Origin of the sequence: Ramlibacter aurantiacus (genome assembly GCF_016722895.1) — a bacterium.
In the GTDB taxonomy this organism is placed as follows: domain Bacteria; phylum Pseudomonadota; class Gammaproteobacteria; order Burkholderiales; family Burkholderiaceae_C; genus Ramlibacter; species Ramlibacter aurantiacus.
Window position 1 is genome coordinate 108,180 of the sequence record NZ_JAEQNA010000001.1, and the last position, 20,300, is coordinate 128,479.

The 20,300-nt window shown below is 69.6% G+C and carries 13 protein-coding genes; 8 read left to right on the forward strand and 5 right to left on the reverse strand.

What is annotated here, in order from left to right:
* The first annotated feature begins 5 nt into the window (after nucleotides 1-5).
* Both JI739_RS00575 and JI739_RS00580 read left to right on the forward strand, forming a co-directional pair.
* Nucleotides 6-1,925: a sensor histidine kinase gene (locus JI739_RS00575; RefSeq protein WP_201681907.1), complete on the forward strand. Its 1,920-nt coding sequence runs from the start codon at nucleotides 6-8 to the stop codon at nucleotides 1,923-1,925.
* A gap of 171 nt (nucleotides 1,926-2,096) precedes the next feature.
* Entirely contained in the window at nucleotides 2,097-2,840 is a 744-nt protein-coding gene (locus JI739_RS00580) for an SAM-dependent methyltransferase (RefSeq protein ID WP_201681908.1), read from the forward strand.
* A 21-nt stretch (nucleotides 2,841-2,861) separates the two neighbouring features.
* Here the strand turns inward: JI739_RS00580 and purL are convergent, their stop codons facing one another.
* Nucleotides 2,862-6,866, reverse strand: a complete 4,005-nt coding sequence (purL, locus tag JI739_RS00585) for a phosphoribosylformylglycinamidine synthase (protein ID WP_201681909.1) — start codon at nucleotides 6,864-6,866, stop codon at nucleotides 2,862-2,864.
* A gap of 135 nt (nucleotides 6,867-7,001) precedes the next feature.
* On the opposite strand from purL, the gene map reads away from it, so the two are divergent.
* Together map and JI739_RS00595 are read left to right on the forward strand one after the other, a co-directional pair.
* A complete protein-coding gene (gene map / locus JI739_RS00590) occupies nucleotides 7,002-7,808 on the forward strand; it encodes a type I methionyl aminopeptidase (RefSeq protein WP_201681910.1) in 807 nt (268 codons plus the stop codon).
* A gap of 5 nt (nucleotides 7,809-7,813) precedes the next feature.
* Entirely contained in the window at nucleotides 7,814-10,441 is a 2,628-nt protein-coding gene (locus JI739_RS00595) for a [protein-PII] uridylyltransferase (RefSeq protein ID WP_201681911.1), read from the forward strand.
* A 112-nt stretch (nucleotides 10,442-10,553) separates the two neighbouring features.
* On the opposite strand, the gene JI739_RS00600 is transcribed toward JI739_RS00595, so the two are convergent.
* The 3 genes from JI739_RS00600 to hrpA form a co-directional block, all read right to left on the reverse strand.
* Complete coding sequence (locus tag JI739_RS00600; protein ID WP_201681912.1) at nucleotides 10,554-10,808, reverse strand: hypothetical protein; 255 nt, start codon at nucleotides 10,806-10,808, stop codon at nucleotides 10,554-10,556.
* Nucleotides 10,809-10,884: 76 nt separating this feature from the next.
* Entirely contained in the window at nucleotides 10,885-11,421 is a 537-nt protein-coding gene (gene def / locus JI739_RS00605) for a peptide deformylase (RefSeq protein ID WP_201681913.1), read from the reverse strand.
* A gap of 230 nt (nucleotides 11,422-11,651) precedes the next feature.
* Nucleotides 11,652-15,611: an ATP-dependent RNA helicase HrpA gene (gene hrpA / locus JI739_RS00610; protein WP_201683251.1), complete on the reverse strand. Its 3,960-nt coding sequence runs from the start codon at nucleotides 15,609-15,611 to the stop codon at nucleotides 11,652-11,654.
* 61 nt (nucleotides 15,612-15,672) lie between these two features.
* Here hrpA and argA point away from each other — a divergent pair, with 61 nt between their 5' ends.
* Nucleotides 15,673-17,022 carry an amino-acid N-acetyltransferase gene (argA, locus tag JI739_RS00615; RefSeq protein WP_201681914.1) on the forward strand — a complete coding sequence of 450 codons (1,350 nt, stop codon included), beginning with the start codon at nucleotides 15,673-15,675 and terminating at the stop codon, nucleotides 17,020-17,022.
* A 12-nt stretch (nucleotides 17,023-17,034) separates the two neighbouring features.
* Here argA and JI739_RS00620 read toward each other — a convergent pair whose 3' ends face one another.
* Complete coding sequence (locus tag JI739_RS00620) at nucleotides 17,035-17,253, reverse strand: hypothetical protein (protein WP_201681915.1); 219 nt, start codon at nucleotides 17,251-17,253, stop codon at nucleotides 17,035-17,037.
* 190 nt (nucleotides 17,254-17,443) lie between these two features.
* Between JI739_RS00620 and JI739_RS00625 the strand changes: the two genes are divergently transcribed.
* From JI739_RS00625 to JI739_RS00635, 3 genes are read left to right on the forward strand one after another with little or no spacing between them, the layout of a single operon-like run.
* Nucleotides 17,444-18,124 (forward strand): dienelactone hydrolase family protein, encoded by a 681-nt coding sequence (locus JI739_RS00625; RefSeq protein ID WP_201681916.1) that lies wholly within the window; start codon nucleotides 17,444-17,446, stop codon nucleotides 18,122-18,124.
* Nucleotides 18,121-18,786 (forward strand): phosphoribosyltransferase, encoded by a 666-nt coding sequence (locus JI739_RS00630; protein WP_201681917.1) that lies wholly within the window; start codon nucleotides 18,121-18,123, stop codon nucleotides 18,784-18,786. The genes JI739_RS00625 and JI739_RS00630 overlap by 4 nt, the downstream gene beginning before the upstream one ends.
* Before the next feature lie 11 nt (nucleotides 18,787-18,797).
* Nucleotides 18,798-20,144 carry an erythromycin esterase family protein gene (locus tag JI739_RS00635; RefSeq protein WP_201681918.1) on the forward strand — a complete coding sequence of 449 codons (1,347 nt, stop codon included), beginning with the start codon at nucleotides 18,798-18,800 and terminating at the stop codon, nucleotides 20,142-20,144.
* The last annotated feature ends 156 nt before the right edge of the window (nucleotides 20,145-20,300 follow it).

Below are 20,300 nucleotides of genomic sequence, written 5' to 3' on the forward strand. Positions count from 1 at the left end.
GCTGCATGCGCAGCTTCCAGCCGTTTCGCGCCGCGCCACCCGTGCGCGGCGGCGAGTCTCCCAAGCCGCGTCCGCGCACCTGGCTGCGCGGACGCGGCGTGGGCATCTACGTGCTGCTGCTGGCCCTGCCCCTGGTCGTGCTGCTGCCCTTGCTCGCCTACAGCGGCAGCCTGCTTTACCTGGTGGGGCAGAAGGCGCACGAGGCGACCGAGCGCGAACTGCAGGCATCCAGCCGGGCGCTGGCGCTGGTGGTCCAGCGCGAGATCGAGCGCACGGCCCAGACCCTCGACCTGGTGGCATCGACCCCGGCTTTGGTCGAGGGCCGCCTCAACCTCCCGAGGCTGCGCCAGCTGATGCTGGACGTGACCCAGGCGAACAACGGCATCGACAGCCTGGCCGTGGTCGAGCCGGACGGGCGCGTGGTGCTGCGCTACCCGGCACGTCCCGGCGACGCCGCCCGGCTGCGCCTGACGGCCCCGGAGCGTCGTGCCTTCGAGACCGGCCAGGTGCAGATCTCCGAGCTGCGCCAGAGCGAGTTGGACGCGCGGCTGGCCATCTCGATCAGCCAGCCGGTGCGGCGCAACGGCGGGGTGCCCTGGATCATCAGCGCGCGGTTCGACCCCGCCCAGCTGAACAAGGTGCTCAGCGCACAAGTGGGCGAGCGGCAGGTGGTTGCCCTGGTGCTGGACCCGCTGCACCGCATCATTGCCGGCAATCGCGACTACGCGCCGTTCGTGGGCGAGCGACCGCCGCCCGAAGTCATCCGCGCCTTGTCGGCTTCGGAGGTTGCCGGGGTGCGCCGGCTCAGCCTTCCGGGCCAGAGCGAACACCTGTGGGCCAGCTCCAGCACGTCGGCCGGATGGTCGGTGCTGCTGGGCATCCCCGCCAACGAGGTGGACGCTGCCTTCAGCCGCTCGGTGCTTCAGCTGGGGGCTGCCGGCCTCGCGGCGCTGCTGCTGGGCGTGGCGGTCACGGTGCTGCTGGCGCGCCGCATCGCCCTGTCGGTGCATCGCATGGCCGAGAACGCGCCGCTGCTGGCCCGGGGTGAGCACGCGCCATATCGACGCTCGGGCATCCGCCAGCTCGATGCCTTGTACGCCGCCTTGCTCAGTGCCAGCCGCCAGACCCAGGAGGCGATCGCCGACCGCGACCGAGCGCTGGCCGCGGAGCGGGTTGCGCGGCAGATGGCCGACGCCGACAACCGGGCCAAGGACGTCTTCATCGCCACGCTCTCGCACGAACTGCGCAATCCGCTGGCGCCGGTGCGTTCGGCCGCGCACATCCTGCGTGCCCCCAACGCATCGGACGCCGCCCGCGAGCGGGCAGCCCAGGTGATCGAGCGTCAGGTCGGCGCCATGGCCCGCCTGCTCGACGACCTGCTGGACCTGTCACGCATCCGCAGTGGCCGGGTCGAGCTGAACCGCCAGCCGGTGTCGTTGCAGGCGGTGCTGGACTCGGCCATTGAAGCAGCGCAGCCGCTGATCGATGTTCGCCGGCACACCCTCGTCTGCCAGGTGCCGCCGGAAGACCCCGTGCTGGAAGCCGATCCCCTGCGGCTGTCGCAGGTGTTCACCAATCTGCTCACCAACGCGGCGAAGTACACCGATCCCGGAGGCCGCATCGACCTGCGGGTCGAGACCCTCGCCGAGGCGGTGGTGGTGCGGGTGCGCGACACGGGCGTCGGCCTGAAGCCTGAAGAGTTCGAGCAGGTGTTCCAGATGTTCTCGCAGGTGCGCGGCTCGCATGACCGCACGCAGGGCGGACTCGGAATCGGGCTGTGGCTGGTGCGCGCCCTCGTCGAACTGCATGGGGGCTGGGCGCGGGTCGAGAGCGAAGGTCCGGGCCGGGGCAGCGAGTTCGTGGTGGGGCTGCCGCGCGACATGCCGCCTGCTTCAGCGGGCGCCGAAGCAGGCCCCCCCGGATAGGCCCGAGCCCGCGCGGCGTCCCGGGGTCGGCGGGCGCAAGGCTGCGTGCTATGTTCCGCACCCATGATTTCACCGCGCCGAACCTGCCTCTCGCCCATCTTGCTCGCGCTGGCGCCAGCCATCGCTGGCGTCGCCTCTGCCCAGACCGCGCCAGCGCCGGCACCGCTCCTCATGAGCGAAGAGGTCCCCTTCGTCACCTCGCCCGACAACGTCACGCTCGAGATGCTGCGCATCGCCGGTGTGAAAGAGGGTGACCACGTCATCGACCTCGGCTCGGGCGACGGCCGCATCGTCATCACCGCCGCCAGGCGCTTCGGCGCCACCGGGCTGGGCGTGGAGATCGTTCCCGACCTCGTGGAGCGCAGCCTCGACTCGGCCAGGAAGGCCGGCGTCGCCGACAAGGTGTCGTTCAAGGTGCAGGACCTGTTCGAGACCGACCTGTCCCCGGCCAGCGTCGTCACCATGTACCTGCTGCCCGACGTCAACCTCAAGCTGCGCCCTGCGCTGCTCGCGCTCAAGCCGGGCACCCGCATCGTCTCGCACGACTGGGACATGGGCGACTGGAAGCCCGACCAGACCACGGTGGTCGACGTGCCGGACAAGAAGGTCGGCCGTGAAAAGAGCAGCCGCATCCACCTGTGGGTGGTGCCCGCCCGGGTGCAGGGCCTGTGGTGCGGCACCGGCGCCGCGGCGAAGTGGCAAGTGCAGCTGGCGCAGAACTTCCAGCAGGTGCAGGGCACGCTGTCGCAGGGGCAGCGCAGCCAGCCCATCACGGGCCGGCTGCACGGCACCGAGCTGCAGACCCAGGGCGCGGGGGCGTGGATGGCCGCCGGCGAGGTGTTGCGGGCCGGCGGCGGAAACGGCCTGCCTGCCGGCGCCACGTTCAAGCGCGCGAACGGAACCCGCTGCGCTTGACCGCCGGCGACGCCGAGCGGGTCAACCCACCCACTTGCGCGCGTTGCGCCAGATCCGCATCCACGGGCTGAACGCGCTCGGGTCACCGCCCGTCCAGCTCAATTGGATGTTGCGGAAGCCTCGCTCGGGATGCGGCATCAAGGCGGTGAAGCGACCATCCGCCGTCGTCACCGCCGTGAGGCCGCCGGGGCTGCCGTTGGGGTTGTACGGATAGGCCTCGGTGGGTCGGCCCTGGGCATCGGTGTAGCGCATGGCCGCGATCACGCGGGCAGGGTCGCCGCGCCGCGCGAAGTTGGCATGGCCCTCGCCGTGGGCCACCACGATGGGCAGGCGGCTGCCGGCCATGCCGGCGAAGAACAGGCTGGGCGACTCCAGCACCTCGACCTGCGCCAGCCGCGCCTCGTAGCGCTCGCTGCGGTTGGTGGTGAAACGCGGCCAGTCCTGCGCACCCGGAATGATGTCGGCCAGCTCGGCCATCATCTGGCAACCGTTGCACACGCCCAGCGCGAAGGTGTCGGCGCGGCCGAAGAACTGCTGGAACTGTTGTGACAAGGCCGGGTTGAAGGTGATGCTGCGGGCCCAGCCGATGCCCGCCCCCAGCGTGTCACCGTAGCTGAAGCCACCACAGGCGACCACGCCCTTGAAGTCGTCGAGCCGCACGCGTGCGGCCTGCAGGTCGCTCATGTGCACGTCGACGGCTTCGAAGCCGGCACTGTCGAAGCAGTAGGCCATTTCCACGTGCGAGTTGACGCCCTGCTCACGCAGGATGGCCACGCGCGGGCGCGCCAGGTTGAGGAAGGGCGCGGCGGGGTCCTCCTGCGGGTCGAAGCTGGGCGACCACTGCAGGCCCGGATCGGCGGGATGGCCGGCGGCGGCATGCTCGGCATCGGCCCCGGCCGGGTTGTCGCGCTGCTGGCAGATCTTCCAGCTGACGCTGTCCCAGACCTGGTGCAGGTCCTGCAGCGGGGCGCTGAACACCGCCTTGGTGTCGCGCCAGACCTGCAGCTGGCCCTTGCCGACGTCCAGCGTCGAAGACTCGGGCCGCGTGGTGCCCACGAAATGGCTGTGCCGGGACAAGCCGTGCTCGCGCAGCACCTGCATGACCTCGTTGCGCACGGCGGTGGGCACCTGCAGCAGCACGCCCAGCTCCTCGTTGAACAAGGCCTTGAGCGTGAGCTCCTCGCGCCGCGCGCTCACCTGGGAGGCCCAGTTCTTGGCGTCGCCGTACTCGGCCCGGCTGTCGCCGATGCCGTCGCCTTCGGTGACCAGCAGGTCCACGTTGAGCGCGACGCCCACCCGGCCGGCGAAGGCCATCTCGCAGGCGGCGGCCAGCAGGCCGCCGTCGCTGCGGTCGTGGTAGGCCAGGATGCGGCCCTGGGCGCGCAGGGCATTCACGGCATCGACCAGGCGCACCAGGTCCTGCGCGTCGTCCAGGTCGGGCACCTCGCCGCCGGGCTGCTCCAGCACCTGGGCCAGGATGCTGCCGCCCATGCGCATGCGACCCTTGCCCAGGTCGACCAGCACCAGCGTGGTGTCCTGCTCGCGATCGAGTTGCGGCGTGAGCGTGCCGCGCACGTCGGCCAGGGTGGCGAAGGCCGAGATCACCAGGCTGACCGGCGAGGTCACCTTCTTCGTGGCGTCGCCCTCGCGCCACTGCGTGCGCATGGACAGGCTGTCCTTGCCCACCGGAATGGAGATGCCCAGCTGCGGGCACAGCTCCAGGCCGACGGCGCGCACGGTTTCGTAAAGCGCGGCGTCCTCGCCGGATTCGCCGCAGGCGGCCATCCAGTTGGCCGACAGCTTGACGCGCGGCAGATCGACGGGCGCGGCCAGCAGGTTGGTGATGGCCTCGGCCACGGCCATTCGGCCGGACGCCGGGGCGTCCAGGGCCGCCAGGGGGGTGCGCTCGCCCATGCTCATGGCCTCGCCGGCGAAGCCGCGGTAATCGGCCAGGGTCACCGCGCAATCGGCCACCGGCACCTGCCACGGGCCGACCATCTGGTCGCGGTGCGTCAGGCCGCCGACGGTGCGGTCGCCGATGGTGACCAGGAAGCGCTTGGAGGCCACCGTGGGGTGCGACAGCACCCGGATCACCGCGTCCTGCAGCGTGAGCGCGGACAGCTCGACCGGCGGAGACCGGCGTTCGATCGAACGCACGTCGCGGTGCATCTTGGGCGGCTTGCCGAGCAGCACGTCCATCGGCATGTGCACGGCCAGCTCGCCGTCGGGCGGGTCGGACACTTGATTGCTCTCGGGCAGGACACCCGCGCCCACCACCAGCTCGCGCGGCTCGGTGGCCACGCCCACGACCGCGAACGGGCAGCGCTCACGCTCGCAGAAGGCGCGGAATCGCTCGAGCGATTCGGGCGCGATGGCCAGCACGTAGCGCTCCTGGCTCTCGTTGCACCAGATCTCCTTGGGCGCCAGGCCCGACTCTTCCAGCGGCACGCGCGAAAGGTCGAAGCGGGCGCCGCGGCCGGCGTCGTGGGTCAGCTCGGGAAAGGCGTTGGACAGCCCGCCGGCGCCGACGTCGTGAATGGCCAGGATGGGGTTGCCTTTGCCCAGCGTCCAGCAGTGGTTGATGACTTCCTGGGCCCGGCGCTCGATCTCGGGGTTGCCGCGCTGCACCGAATCGAAGTCGAGCTGCGCGGCATTGGTGCCGGTGGCCATGGAGCTGGCGGCGCCGCCGCCCATGCCGATGCGCATGCCGGGGCCGCCCAGCTGGACCAGCAGCGTGCCGGCGGGGAACGCGATCTTGTGGGTCAGCGCCGCGTCGATGCTGCCCAGGCCGCCGGCGATCATGATGGGCTTGTGGTAGCCGCGCACGACCCCGTCGATGGTCTGCTCGTACTCGCGGAAGTAGCCGGTCAGGTTGGGCCGACCGAACTCGTTGTTGAAGGCAGCGCCGCCCAGCGGCCCCTCGGTCATGATCTGCAGCGCGCTGGCGATGTGCGCCGGCCGCCCGTTGGGGCTGTCCCACAGGCGCGAGACCGAGAAGCCGGTCATGCCCGCCTTGGGACGGGCGCCGCGGCCGGTGGCGCCCTCGTCGCGGATCTCGCCGCCGGCACCGGTGGACGCGCCCGGAAAAGGCGAGATGGCGGTGGGATGGTTGTGCGTCTCCACCTTCATCAGCACGTGCTGCAGCGAGGCGCGGCGCTCGTAGGCCGAGGGCCCCGCCGAGCCGGGCACGAACAGCTCGACGGCCGAGCCTTCCATGACCGCTGCGTTGTCCGAGTAGGCGACCACGGTGTGCTGCGGTGCCTGCTGGTGGGTGTGGCGGATCATGCCGAACAGGCTGTGCGGCTGCTCCTGGCCGTCGATGGTGAAACGGGCGTTGAAGATCTTGTGGCGGCAGTGCTCGCTGTTGGCCTGCGCGAACATCATCAGCTCGACGTCGGTCGGGTTGCGTCCCAGGCCCTTGAACGCATCGACGAGGTAGTCGATCTCGTCGTCGGCCAGTGCCAGTCCGAAGCGGGTGTTGGCCAGCTCCAGGGCGGCCCGGCCACCGCCCAGCAGGTCGACCTGTTCCATGGGCTGGGGCGGCAGCTCGCCGAACAGGGCATGGGCAGCGCCACGCTCGAACACCGCCGACTCGGTCATGCGGTCGTGCAGCAGCTCGGCGACGGCGGCGCGCTGGCCGGCGTCGAGCGCCGCGCCGCGCGAGAGCAGCCCCGCCTTGAGCTGCACGCGGTACTCGACGATTCGCTCGACGCGCCGCAGCGCCAGGCCGCAGTTGTGCGCGATGTCGGTGGCCTTGGAGGCCCAGGGCGAGACGGTGCCCAGGCGCGGCGTGACGACGATGAGTTCGCCCTCGGCGGGCTGGGCCGGGTCCCCGTAGGTCAAGAGCGCTGCGAGCCGCTCCCGGTCAGCCGCGGATGGCGCGTGGTCCCAGGCGGCCAGGTGGACGAAGCGCGCGGACAGAGACTGGATCTTCTCGTGGACGGCCTGCAGGCGGGGCAGCAGTTGCTGGACGCGGAAGTCGCTGAGGGCGCTGCCGCCCTCGAACTCGGTGATGTGCAGGGTCACGTGAAAGGCCTGTATGGGAAGTGGCACGCGGGGCGGCATCGCTGACCTGGAGCCGCTGCGGGAAGCCGGCGATTTTACCGGCCACGCTGCCCCCGCTCGCCGTGCGGGCGAGGGCCTCTGGGATAATCCGCGCCCATGAGCATCACGTACAAGGACGCCGACGGCATCCAGGGCATGCGCACCGCGGGGCGGCTGGCCGCCGAGGTGCTCGACTTCCTCACGCCCCACATCAAGCCCGGCGTCACCACCCGCGAGATCGACCGGCTGGCGGCCGAGCACATGAAAAAGCAGGGGTCCACCTCGGCCACGCTGGGCTACCAGCCGCCCGGGTATCCGCCCTACCCCGCTTCGCTGTGCACCTCGGTCAACAACGTGGTGTGCCATGGCATCCCCAACGACAAGCCGCTCAAGAAGGGCGACATCGTCAACGTCGACGTCACCGTCATCAAGGACGGCTGGTACGGCGACACCAGCCGCATGTTCATCGTGGGCGAAGCCTCCATCGCCGCGCGCCGGCTGGTCAACCTCACCTACGAAGCCATGTGGCACGGCATCGTGCGGGTCAAGCCGGGCACGCGCCTGGGCGACATCGGCCATGCCATCCAGCAGTTCGCCGAAGGCCACGGCTTTTCGGTGGTGCGCGAGTTCTGCGGCCATGGCATCGGCCGGCGCTTCCACGAGGAACCGCAGGTGCTGCACTACGGCAAGCCGGGCACGCTGGACGAACTGCAGCCCGGCATGACCTTCACCATCGAGCCCATGATCAACCTGGGCCGGCGCGAGGTGAAGGAATTCGGCAATGACGGCTGGACCATCGTGACCAAGGACCATTCGCTGTCCGCCCAGTGGGAGCACACGGTGCTGGTCACCGAAACCGGCTACGAGGTCCTCACCCTTTCGGCCGGCAGCCCGCCGCCGCCGGCCTTCGTCACGACGGGCTGAACAGCATGGGCGAGGCGATCGCGGTCGAACTGGCGGCCGTCCGCGACGACTGGCGCACCCGCAAGGCGGCCCTGCTGGAGCCGCTGCGCGCACCCGGCGGATCGAGCCGCGGCATCCATGCCTTGCTGCGCCGCCTGGCCCACGAGGCCGACACCCTGCTGTGTTCGTTATGGACCGCCGCCGGCCTGCCGCCCGACCTGGCACTGGTGGCCGTCGGCGGGTTCGGCCGGGCCGAGTTGTTCCCCTACAGCGACGTCGATGTGCTGGTGCTGATGCCGGACGGCACCTCCATCGAGGGTGACGCCCAGCTCAAGTCGAGCGTCGAACGCTTCATCAGCCAGTGCTGGGACGTGGGCCTGGAGATCGGCTCCAGCGTGCGCACCGTGGACGAATGCGTCGCCCAGGCCCAGGCCGACGTGACGGTGCAGACCTCGCTGCTCGAATCGCGCCTGCTCACCGGCGACCTCGCGCTGTACCGCGGCTTCTGCCGGCGCGTGCGCGGCCTGGTCGACCCGCAGGCCTTCTTCGTGGCCAAGACGCTGGAGCTGAACCAGCGGCACAACAAGTACGAGAACACGCCCTATTCGCTCGAGCCCAACGTCAAGGAGTCACCCGGCGGGCTGCGGGACCTGCAGGTGATCCTGTGGGTCGCCAAGGCCGCGGGATTGGGCAACAGCTGGGACGAACTGGCCCGCAAGGGCCTCGCCACGCCCTTCGAGGCGCAGCAGATCAAGCGCAACGAGGCGGTGCTCAGCCTGATCCGCGCCCGCCTGCACCTGCTGGCCGGCCGCCGCGAAGACCGGCTGGTCTTCGACCTGCAGACGCCGTTGGCCGAGCTGTTCGGCGACCGTCATCGCGTCGCCGAGAACGGCCGGCTCGTCGAACGCGCCAGCGAAGCGCTGATGCGGCGCTTCTACTGGGCGGCCAAGGCGGTCGACCAGCTCAACCAGATCCTGCTGCTGAACATCGAGGAACGGCTGCGGCCCAGCCAGCCCGAGCCGGTGCCGATCAATGAACGCTTCAGCATGCGATCGGGGTTGATCGATCCGGCCTCGGACGACCTGTACCGCGCGCAGCCCGAGGCCATTCTCGAGACCTTCCTGCTGTACCAGACGACGCCAGGCGCCAAGGGACTGTCGGCGCGCACCCTGCGCGCCCTGTACAACGCGCGCGACGTCATGGATGCGAGCTTCCGGCGCAGCCCGGTCAACCGGGCCACCTTCCGCGCCATCCTGATGCAGCCGCAAGGCATCACGCATGCCATGCGGCTGATGAACCAGACGTCGGTGCTGGGGCGGTACCTCTGGGTGTTCCGCCGCATCGTCGGGCAGATGCAGCACGACCTGTTCCACGTCTATACCGTGGACCAGCACATCCTGATGGTCCTGCGCAACGTGCGCCGCTTCTTCATGCCCGAGCATGCGCACGAGTACCCGTTCTGCTCGCAACTGGCGGGTGGCTGGGACAAGCCCTGGATCCTGTACATCGCGGCCCTGTTCCACGACATCGCCAAGGGCCGTGGCGGCGACCACTCGGAACTGGGCTGTCGCGAAGTGCGGGTGTTCTGCCGCCAGCACGGGATCGGCACCGACGATGCGCTGCTGATCGAGTTCCTGGTGCGCGAGCACCTGACGATGAGCCGTGTCGCGCAGAAAGAAGACCTCGGCGACCTGGAGGTGATCCAGGCCTTCGCCCGCCGAGTGGGCAATGAACGCAAGCTCACCGCCCTGTACTTGCTCACCGTGGCCGACATCCGGGGCACCAGCCCCAAGGTCTGGAACGCCTGGAAGGCCAAGCTGCTGGAAGACTTGTACCGAGCCACGGTCCGCGTGCTGGGCGGCCGCGCGCCAGACCCCCAGGCCGAGAGCGAAGCGCGCAAACGAGAGGCCCTGGTACAGCTGGGCCTGCACGCCCTGCCGCACGACGCGCACCGCCGCCTGTGGGACACGCTGGACGTGGGCTATTTCATGCGGCACGACGCCGGCGAGATCGCCTGGCACACGCGGCATGTGTCGCGCCACCTGGCCAAGGCAGCCGCAGGCGGACGGCGTCCCCTGGTGCGCGCCCGCCTCTCGCCCGTGGGCGAGGGCCTGCAGGTGCTGGTCTACACACCCGACCAGCCCGACCTGTTCGCCCGCATCTGCGGCTACTTCGACCAGGCCGGCTTCAGCATCCTGGAAGCCCGCATCCACACCACGAGCGACCAGCACGCACTGGATACCTTCCAGGTCGTGAGTTCCATCATGGCGGACCACAACCGCGAACTGATCCACCTGGTCGAATCCGGCCTGGAGCGGGCCCTGGAGCAGGCGGGCCCGCTGCCCGCCCCGAGTCGCGGGCGGGTGTCGCGACGGGTGCGCAGCTTCCCGGTCACACCGCGCGTGAGCCTCGCGCCGGATGAAAAAGCTCAACGCTGGCTGCTCAGCGTGTCGGCCAGCGACCGCGTGGGCTTGCTGTACTCGATCGCGCGCGTGCTGGCGCGGCACCACCTCAACCTGCAGCTGGCCAAGGTCTCCACCCTGGGCGAGCGGGTGGAAGACACCTTCCTGATCGACGGCGCCGAACTGCAGCAGAACAAGCGGCAGATCGAGATCGAGACGGAGCTGCTGGAAGCCTTGGCCCAACCGGCCTGAACCGCGTCACGCGCGGCACGCACGCCCGTCCGGGAACAGACAGGGTGGACCCGACGCGCCTTCTAGGCTTCGGGCCCTCCATTCACTCAAGCTGCTCGATGACTTTTTCCATTCAGCGCAACGCCTGGTCTGCCACGCCGTCAAGCAGCAGCGCTGCTGCGGCAGCGGCGGGTCCGACCAGCTCGGCGAGTCCGGGTGCACCAGGCTTCGCCGGCACGGCCTCGATCCCGCGCACATCGCTGCCACCACCCGCGGCCACTGCGCTGCGGACCGAGGCCGGCGCCGTCGCCGCAACACCTCTCGGCGAGCGTTGGCCGCGCATCGTCCGGTCATCGGCGACCCATGACTTCAGGGACTTGATGAACAACAACACGCCGCCGGGGGAGGCTCCGGTTCGTCGGCACAGCGTGCCCTAGGAACGTGGGCGGCAGAGGGACGGCGGGTCAGTCGTCGCCACCATCCAGGCCGGGGAACAGCACCGACGTGTAGCCGAACCGGCTGAAGTCCCTGACGCGCATCGGGTACAGCACGCCGTGAAGGTGGTCACACTCGTGCTGCACCACCCGCGCGTGGAAGCCCTCGGCCTCGCGCTCGATGCGCTGCCCTTCCGGGTCGAAACCGCTGTAGCGAATCCGCCGCCAGCGTGGCACCACGCCGCGCAGGCCGGGCACCGACAGGCACCCCTCCCAGCCCTCTTCCTCTTCGTCGCCCTGGGGCGTGATGACCGGATTCACCAACACCGTTTGCGGCACCACGGGCGCATCGGGGTAACGCGGGTTCGGCTCGTCCGAGCCGAAGATCACCACCTGCAAGCCCACGCCGATCTGCGGAGCCGCGAGCCCGGCCCCATTGGCCGCGGCCATGGTGTCGAACAGGTCGCGCACCAGCGCGTGCAGTTCAGGGGTTCCGAAGGCGTCGACCGGGCGAGCAGGCTGCAGCAGCCGCGGGTCGCCCATTTTGAGGATGTCGTGGACGGGCATGGAGCGAAATGATAGGCCGCGCCCAGTCCGCGAAATGGAAGCCGGAACCGCGAAGGCCGCGAGATGGACGCGGCCGACACCGCGCCGGCATTCGCCTTCAGCGAACCTGCCCCGCGGGCGCGACACAGCGGATTCGGCAACCCTTCCACGGGTCTGGACCCCTCGCAGCGATAAGGCCATCTGCCCCCGGCAAGCGGCGACCCGGCTGGCCGCTCGCTGGCGCACCCTGATCAGTGCGTCAGCTGCCCCCACGCCTTGTCCAGCCGCTTGGCGCTGACGGGCTGCGGCGTGCGCAGCTCCTGCGCGAACAGGCTCACCCGCAGCTCCTCCAGCAGCCATCGGAACTCCTGCATGCGGGCATCCGACACGCCCTTGCGTTCGGCGACCAGCCGCCAGTAGCGCTGCTCCTGCGCCCGCACGTCGGCAAGCCGTGCCGAGTCTCGCGCCGGGTCCGCCCTCAGCTTGTCCAGCCGCAGCACGATGGCCTTGAGGTAGCGCGGGATGTGCTGCAACGCCGGCCAGGGCGTGTCCAGCAGGAAGCGCATGGGCACCAGGCGCTGCAGTTGCTGCGACGCGTCCTGGGTGGCCTCTGGCGCAGCTTTGGTGTCCTTGATCTTGCGCAGCGCCGTCGCGTAGTCGGCCAGGATCACGGCGGCCAGGCGGGCCACCTCCTGGGCGATCAGGGTCAGGCGCCCCCTGCCCTCCTCCAGTCGCTGCCTGAAGGCCGACTCATCGGCCGGCAACGGGTCCATGAGAAAGGCGCGGTCCAGCGCCACGTCGATGACCTGCCCTCGGAGTTCCTCCAGGGTGCCCAGGGGCATGTAGGCCACGGCCATTTTCTGCAGGTCCGGTATGTTCTTTTCCAGGTACTTGAGCGCATCACGAATCTGCAGCGCGAACAGTCGCCGCAGGCCTGCGCGGTTTTTCGCCGCGGCGACGGCGGGCTCGTCGAAGACCTCGATGGCCACGGCGTCGCCCTGATCCACCAAAGCCGGAAACCCGATGATGCTGGTCGATCCTTTGCGGATCTCCATCAGCTCGGGCAGCTCGCCAAAGGTCCAGGCGGTGTAGCGCTGCGCCCCGTCGTGCGTTCGGGCCGGGTTTGCGCGGGCGGTGGTCGCCGGCCCGGTGGGTGACGCCGTTGGCTGCACGGGCGCGCTCACGGGTGTCGCCGCAGCCGGCGCAGCCGGCATCAGCGATGCCAAAGCCTGGAAGGCCCCCCTGGCCTTGGCGCCCCACTGCGCCTTCAGCGCACCGAGATTGCGGCCCATGCCGAGCTGGCGGCCGTGCTCGTCCACCACGAGGTAGTTCATGAACAGGTGGGCCGGCACCATGTCCAGCTTGAAGTCGGCTCGCTTGACGTCCAGGCTGGTTTCGTCGCGCACCCGCTTGAGCAACGCGTCCACCAGCGAACCTTGGCCGAAGACCTCGGGCGCCGACATCTCGCCAGCCAGTCGCGCAGCGGATTCCGGCAGCGGCACGAATCGCGAGCGCGGCTTTTGCGGCAGGCTCTTGAGCAAGGCCTGGATCTTGTCCTTGAGCATGCCGGGCACCAGCCACTCGCCGCGTTCTTCGCTGACCTGATTCAGCACGAACAGCGGCACGGACACCGTGAGACCGTCACGGGCATCGCCAGGCTCGTGGAGAAAGGCCGTGGTGCAGTCCACGCCGCCCAGGCGGATGGTGCGTGGAAAGGCCTCGGTGGTGATGCCCGCGGCTTCGTGCCGCATCAGCTCGTCACGCGTGAGCTTGAGCAATTGCGGGTTCTTCCGGCTCTCGGCGCGATACCAGGCCTCGAAGCTGTGGCCGTTGTACACGTCGGGCGGCAGCTGCTGGTCGTAGAACGCGAAGATGAGTTCCTCGTCGACCAGCACGTCCTGCCTGCGCGACTTGTGCTCCAGGTCCTGCACCTGCCGCACCAGCTTGCGGTTGGCCGCCAGGAAGGGAAGCGAGGTCTCCCACTGCCCTTCCACCAACGCCTCGCGGATGAAGATCTCCCGCGCGCCCTGCTGGTCGGCGCGAGCGTAGGGCACGCGCCGGCCGCTGTAGATCACCAGGCCATAGAGGGTGGCGCGCTCCAGGGCCATCACCTCGGCGTGCTTCTTCTCCCAGTGGGGGTCGAGCAGCTGCCTGCGCAGCAGGTGACCCGCCACCTCCTCGACCCATACGGGTTCGATGTTCGCGATGCCCCGGCCGTACAAGCGCGTGGTTTCGACCAGTTCGGCGCAGACGATCCAGCGGCCGGGTCGCTTCCTCAGGTGGGCCCCGGGGTGGCGGTGGAACTTGATGCCGCGCGCACCCAGGTATTCGGACGAGCCCGATCCCGCCGCGGCCGCTTCCTCGGTCTTCCAGCCGATGTTGCCCAGCAGGCCGGCCAGCATGGACTTGTGCAGGGCTTCATAGGAAGCAGGCTGCCGGTTCAGCGGCCACTTGTGCTCGGTCACCACGGTGAGCAACTGGCTGTGGATGTCTCGCCACTCGCGCACCCGGCGCACATTGATGTAGTTCTGGCGCAGCAGCTGCTCGTACTGGCGGTTGGACAGCTTGTGCGTGGGCGCGGCCGCAGCGCCCTTGGCGCCCACGGCCGCGGCCGCGGCCGCCGCCGGGGGCGTGCCTCCCCGCGACTCGTGGATCCAGCGCCACAGGTTCAGGTAACCCGAGAACTCGCTCTTGTCATCGTCGAACTTGGCATGCTGCTGGTCGGCCTGGGCCTGCTTGTCCATGGGCCGGTCGCGCACGTCTTGCACCGACAGCGCGGATGCCACGACCAGGACCTCGTCCAGCGCGCCGCGCTGGCGGCCCTCGATGATCATGCGGCCCACCCGCGGATCGAGCGGGAGCTTGGCCAGCTCCAGGCCCACCGGCGTGAGTTCGTTGGCCTCGTCCATGGCGCCCAGCTCACCCAGCAGTTGATAGCCGTCGGTGATGGCGCGGCGCTGCGGCACCTCGAGGAAGGGGAAGTCCTCCACCGCGCCCAGGTGCAGCGACTTCATGCGCAAGATCACGCCGGCCAGCGAGGACCGCAGGATCTCTGGATCGGTGAAGGGCGGGCGGCCCGCGAAATCCTTCTCGTCATAGAGCCGGATGCAGATGCCGTTGGCCACGCGGCCGCAGCGGCCGGCGCGCTGGTTGGCCGCTGCCTGGCTCACCGGCTCCACCAGCAGCTGCTCGACCTTGCTGCGGTAGCTGTATCGCTTGACGCGGGCCGTCCCGGCATCGATCACATAGCGGATGCCCGGCACGGTGAGCGAGGTTTCGGCCACGTTGGTGGCCAGCACGATCCGGCGACCGGCGTGCGACTCGAAGATGCGGTCCTGTTCGGCCTGCGACAGCCGCGAGAACAGCGGCAGCACCTCGGCCGATCGTGTGAGCGCGCTGTGCGACAGGTGCCCCCGCAGGTGGTCCGCGGCCTCCCGGATCTCGCGCTCGCCCGGCAGGAAGACCAGGATGTCACCGCCCACACCGCCCTGCCAGAGCTCGTCCACGCCTTGGGCAATGGCCTCGTTCAGGCCGAAGTCGCGCGACTCTTCGAATGGCCGCCAGCGCACCTCCACCGGGTAGGTGCGACCCGACACGTAGATGACGGGCGCGGGACCTTGGGCGGAGGCGAAGTGCTCGGCGAAGCGCTGGGCATCGATGGTGGCCGAGGTGACCACGATCTTCAGGTCCGGCCGGCGCGGCAGGATCTGCCGCAGGTATCCCAGCAGGAAGTCGATGTTGAGGCTGCGTTCGTGAGCCTCGTCGATGATCAGCGTGTCGTACGCCTGCAGCAGCGGGTCGGTCTGCGTCTCGGCCAACAGGATGCCGTCGGTCATGAGCTTGACCGAAGCCTCGCGCGAAAGCCGGTCCTGGAAGCGCACCTTGTAGCCCACCACCTCCCCCAGGGGCGTCTGCAGTTCCTCGGCGATGCGCCGGGCCACGCTGGAGGCGGCGATCCGGCGAGGCTGGGTGTGCCCGATCAAGCGGCCGCGCTGGCCGGGCTTGGCATTGAGGCGGCCGCGGCCCATGGCCAACGCGATCTTGGGCAGCTGGGTGGTCTTGCCCGAGCCGGTCTCGCCGCAGACGATGACCACCTGGTGGGCCGCCATCGCGGCCGTGATGTCCTCGCGCCGGGCTGAGACCGGCAGCGTCTCGGGGAAGGTGATGCGTACGTCGGACAAAGGGGGCGCGCGAGTGAAAAAACCCGCCATTATCGGGCGCAGCCCCGGGACCCCGGCCCGTACACTTTGCGGCTCCTCCTGTCGCGCCACGATGTCCACCGTCTTCAATTTCACCTTCGTGCCCTGGTTCCGCTCGGTGGCACCGTACATCCACATGCACCGGGGCAAGACCTTCGTGGTGGGACTGGCCGGCGAGGCCATCGCGGCCGGCAAGCTGCCCCACATCGCGCAGGACCTGGCGCTGATCCAGAGCATGGGCGTGAAGATCGTGCTGGTGCACGGCTTCCGCCCGCAGGTCAACGAACAGTTGCGCCTGAAGAACCATCCCGCGCGCTACTCGCACGGTGTGCGCATCACCGACGAGGTGGCGCTCGACTGCGCGCAGGAAGCCGCCGGCCAGCTGCGCTACGAGATCGAGGCCGCCTTCAGCCAAGGCCTGCCCAACACGCCCATGGCCGGCTCCACGGTGCGGGTGATCTCGGGCAACTTCATCACGGCCCGTCCCGTCGGCATCGTCGACGGCGTGGACTTCCAGCACTCGGGCGTGGTGCGCAAGGTGGACGTGGCGGGCATCCAGCGCACGCTCGACTTCGGCTCCATGGTGCTCATTTCCCCCTTCGGCTTCTCTCCCACGGGTGAAGCCTTCAATCTCACGATGGAGGAAGTCGCCACCAGCGTCGCCGGTGCACTGCAGGCCGACAAGCTGATTTTCCTGAGCGAGGTGCCCGGCATCCGCATGCGGCCCGGCGAGCCCGAGGCGGAGGACAACCCCATCGACACCGAACTGCCGCTGGCCACCGCCGAACAGATCCTGGCGCAATCACCGCCCCCTCAACGCCCCACCGACATCGGCTTCTACCTGCAACACTGCGTGAAGGCCTGCAAGGCCGGCGTGGAGCGCAGCCACATCATCCCGTTCGCGGTGGATGGCTCGCTGCTGCTGGAGATCTACGTGCACGATGGGATCGGCACCATGGTCATCGACGAGAAACTCGAAGAGCTTCGGGAGGCCACGCCTGACGACGTGGGCGGCATCCTGCAGCTGATCGAACCCTTCGAACGCGACGGCACGCTCGTCAAGCGCAGCCGAACCGAGATTGAGCGCGATGTCGCCAACTACACGATCGTCGAACACGACGGCGTCATCTTCGCCTGCGCCGCGCTCTACCCCTACCCCGAGGCGCGCACCGGCGAAATGGCGGCGCTCACGGTATCGCCGCAGAGCCAGGGCCAGGGCGACGGCGAGAAGATCCTCAAGCGCGTGGAGCAGCGCGCGCGAGCCATGGGACTGGACAGCATCTTCGTGCTGACCACCCGAACCAAGCATTGGTTCGTGAAGCGCGGCTTTGTTCAGGTCGATGCGGATTGGCTGCCCGAAGCCCGCAAGCGCAAGTACAACTGGGATCGGCGCAGCCTGGTGCTGGTCAAGCGCCTGGGCTGAAAGGCCAGGCTCCTACAGGGCGTCTCCACGCGTGTGGCGAAAAGCCGGGACGATGCTCCCCGGCTCCACCGGAGCGACTTGCCGGGCGTCCAGGCCCGTGGCCGCCAGGCCCTGCGGTTCGGGTCGCGGCCTGTGCGTCTGCACCAGGGCAGGCGCCACCTGGCCGGGCTCGGGCTGGGGCCGGATCGATGCGATCGCGGCGTACGGGATGCTGCCGTGGATGGTGGACATGGCGATAGCTGCTCGAAGTGAGGGAAGTCGCACGATCCTAGCCACGCTCCGCAGCGGAGCCTGACGCGCGGGTGATGCCGGCACGCCGGGTCGATCCGCGCGGCCGTTGGGCCGTCCTACAGCACAAGAGGCTCGCGCCGACAGCGGGCGTCGCGCCCCTTGCCCAAGATGCTTCGCGAGAGAGGTGACCATGGACTCGACGTCAGTGCAAACGCGGGAAGTGCGCATTCCGATCGAATCGGGCGTGCTTCAAGGTGACTTGTTCCTGCCTTCCGGCTTCGGTGCGGTGGTGGCTTTCGTCAATGGCCGCGGCCAGGGCCGCCATTGCCTGGACGACCGCACGGTCGCGCGGCAACTGCATCGGGCGGGCATGGCCTCGCTCGCCATCGACCTGCTGACCCCCGAGGAACAGCAGGCGCAGGCCCGCTCCGGCAAACACGGCGTGGACACGCCGCTCCTGACGCAGCGCGTGCTGGATGTCGTGAATTGGATCGGCCAGGAACCGCGGCTGAAGGCGTCGGCGCTCGGACTGTGCGGTGTGTCCGCGGGCGGCGTGGTCTGCATGATCGCGGCGGCGCGGCTGGGGAGATTGGTGCAGGCGCTGGTCTCTGTGGGCGGCCGGCCGGACCTGGCGGGCCCGGCGGTGCTCTCCACCGTCAAGGCGCCGACCTTGCTGCTGGTCGGCAGCCGTGACTCGGTCAACCTGGCGCGCCACGACGCGGCCTACCAGCACCTGCGTGGCGAGCGAAGCCTCGCCGTGGTGCCGGGTGGTGGGCCGCTGCTGGAAGAGCCGGGCGTGCTGCAGCACGCCGGCGAGATGGCCGCGGACTGGTTCGAATTCCACCTGGCCGCCGCCGAGGAACACGCATGAGCCTGGCCGGCCGCCTGCCGCTGCGTGACCGGCAGGAAGCCGGCGAACTGCTTGCGCAGGAGCTGGACGAGCTTCGCGGAGAGACCGACCTGCTGGTCCTGGGCCTGCCGCGCGGCGGGGTGCCCGTGGCCGCGGAAATCGCCCGGGTGTTGCACGCACCGCTGGACGTGTTCGTCGTGCGCAAGATCGGACTACCGAGCCACCCCGAATATGCGATCGGTGCGATCGCTTCCGGCGGGATCGAGGTGATGGACGCGGAGGCGAGCGCCCTGGCCCGACCCGACCAGGTGTCGCAGGTCGTGGCTCGTGAGACAGCGGAGCTTCGGCGGCGCGAGCTCGCGTACCGCCCGGGCCTGCCACCGCTGGATCTCCACGGCCGCCGCGTGCTGCTGGTCGACGATGGCCTGGCGACCGGCGCCACCATGGAAGCCGCCGTGCGGGCGGTGCGCCAGGGAGGCGCCCGCTGGATCGGCGTGGCGGCGCCCGTGGCATCCGAAGCCGCTGCCCACCGCCTGCGGCCCCTGGCCGATCGCTTGTTCATGGGTGCACTGCCCGAGCCGTTCACCGCCGTGGGGATGTGGTATCGAGACTTCCCGCAGTGCAGCGACGAGGAGGTTCAGCAGCAGCTCGCGCAGGCGCGGCAATCTGCCCTGCCCCATTGAGGATCAAAGCCATGCCCTTTCGAGCGATCGATCACGGCGACTCGGTGTCCCCGCGCGAGCTGGGGCCGCACCTGCGGCGCCTGGCCGGCACCCGGGCGGACGACGACCTGCTGGATTTCGTCTCGCACGGTCGCATCGTGCTGCTTGGCGAGGCGAGCCACGGCACCCACGAGTTCTACGAACTGCGCGCCAACCTCACCCGTCGCCTCATCGCCGAGCACGGCTTCACCGCCGTGGTGGCAGAAGCCGACTGGCCCGATGCCTGGCGCGTCAACGCCTACGTGCGCGGCCGCGGCGATGACCCGGACGGTGAGCGGGCGCTGGCGGGCTTCCAGCGCTTTCCCACCTGGATGTGGCGCAACACCGCGGTGCTGGATTTCATCGAGTGGCTGCGGGCCCACAACGCCGGCAAGCCGCGCCGCGAGCAAGCGGGCTTTTACGGCATGGACATGTACAGCCTGTACAGCTCGATCCGGGCGGTGCTGGACTACCTCGACAAGACCGACCCGGACGCCGCGCGCCGGGCGCGGGCCCGCTACGCGTGCTTCGACCATGCGGGGGAGGACAGCCAGGCCTACGGCTATGCCGCCAGTTTTGGCCTGCAACCCCACTGCGAAGACGAGGTGGTCGCCCAGCTGCGCGACATGAACCGGCGCGCCGCGAGCTTCGGCACGCACCCCGGAGCCGACCGCGACGAGGCTTTTTACGCCCAGCAGAACGCGCGCCTGGTGCGCAACGCCGAGGAGTACTACCGCAGCATGTTCCACCGGCGCGTGTCGTCCTGGAACCTTCGCGACCAGCACATGACCGACACGCTGCGCGCGCTGGACGAACACCTGAAGGACGATGGACCGCCCCCGAAGATGGTGGTCTGGGCCCACAACTCGCACCTGGGCGATGCCAGCGCCACCGAAATGGGCGAACGCGGCGAGTTGAACGTCGGCCAGCTCGTCCGCCAGCGTTGGGGCGAGCAGGCGCTGCTGGTCGGTTTCTCCACCTATGCCGGCACCGTGGCGGCCGCGTCTGCCTGGGACGCGCCCGTGGAGATCAAACGCGTGCGCGAAGGGCTGCCCGGCAGCTTCGAGCAGTTGTTCCACGAGACCGGCGAGCCGGCTTTCTGGCTGCCGCTGCGCGGCAGCGCCACGCTCTCCGACCTGCTGCGCGCGCCGCGACTGCAGCGGGCCATCGGGGTCATCTACATGCCTCAGAGCGAGCGCGCGAGCCACTATTTCGAGGCCCGCCTGCCGGCCCAGTTCGACGCCATGGTGCACCTGGACCGCACGCGCGCGGTCCAACCCCTGGACCAGGAGGCGCAACCCAGCATCGAGCCGCCGGAAACGTATCCCTCGGGCCTGTGAAGTGCCGACGACGCCGGTGCGGCGGTCTGTGAACATTGACGGATCAGCAGGAGCGACAGGATGAGTTGCGGGCACACTGCGCCCGAATGATTTGGAACTACATGAAGAGCAGGCCTGCCGAGACCAAGACCGCGATGCCAGCGACTCCTCTCGTTC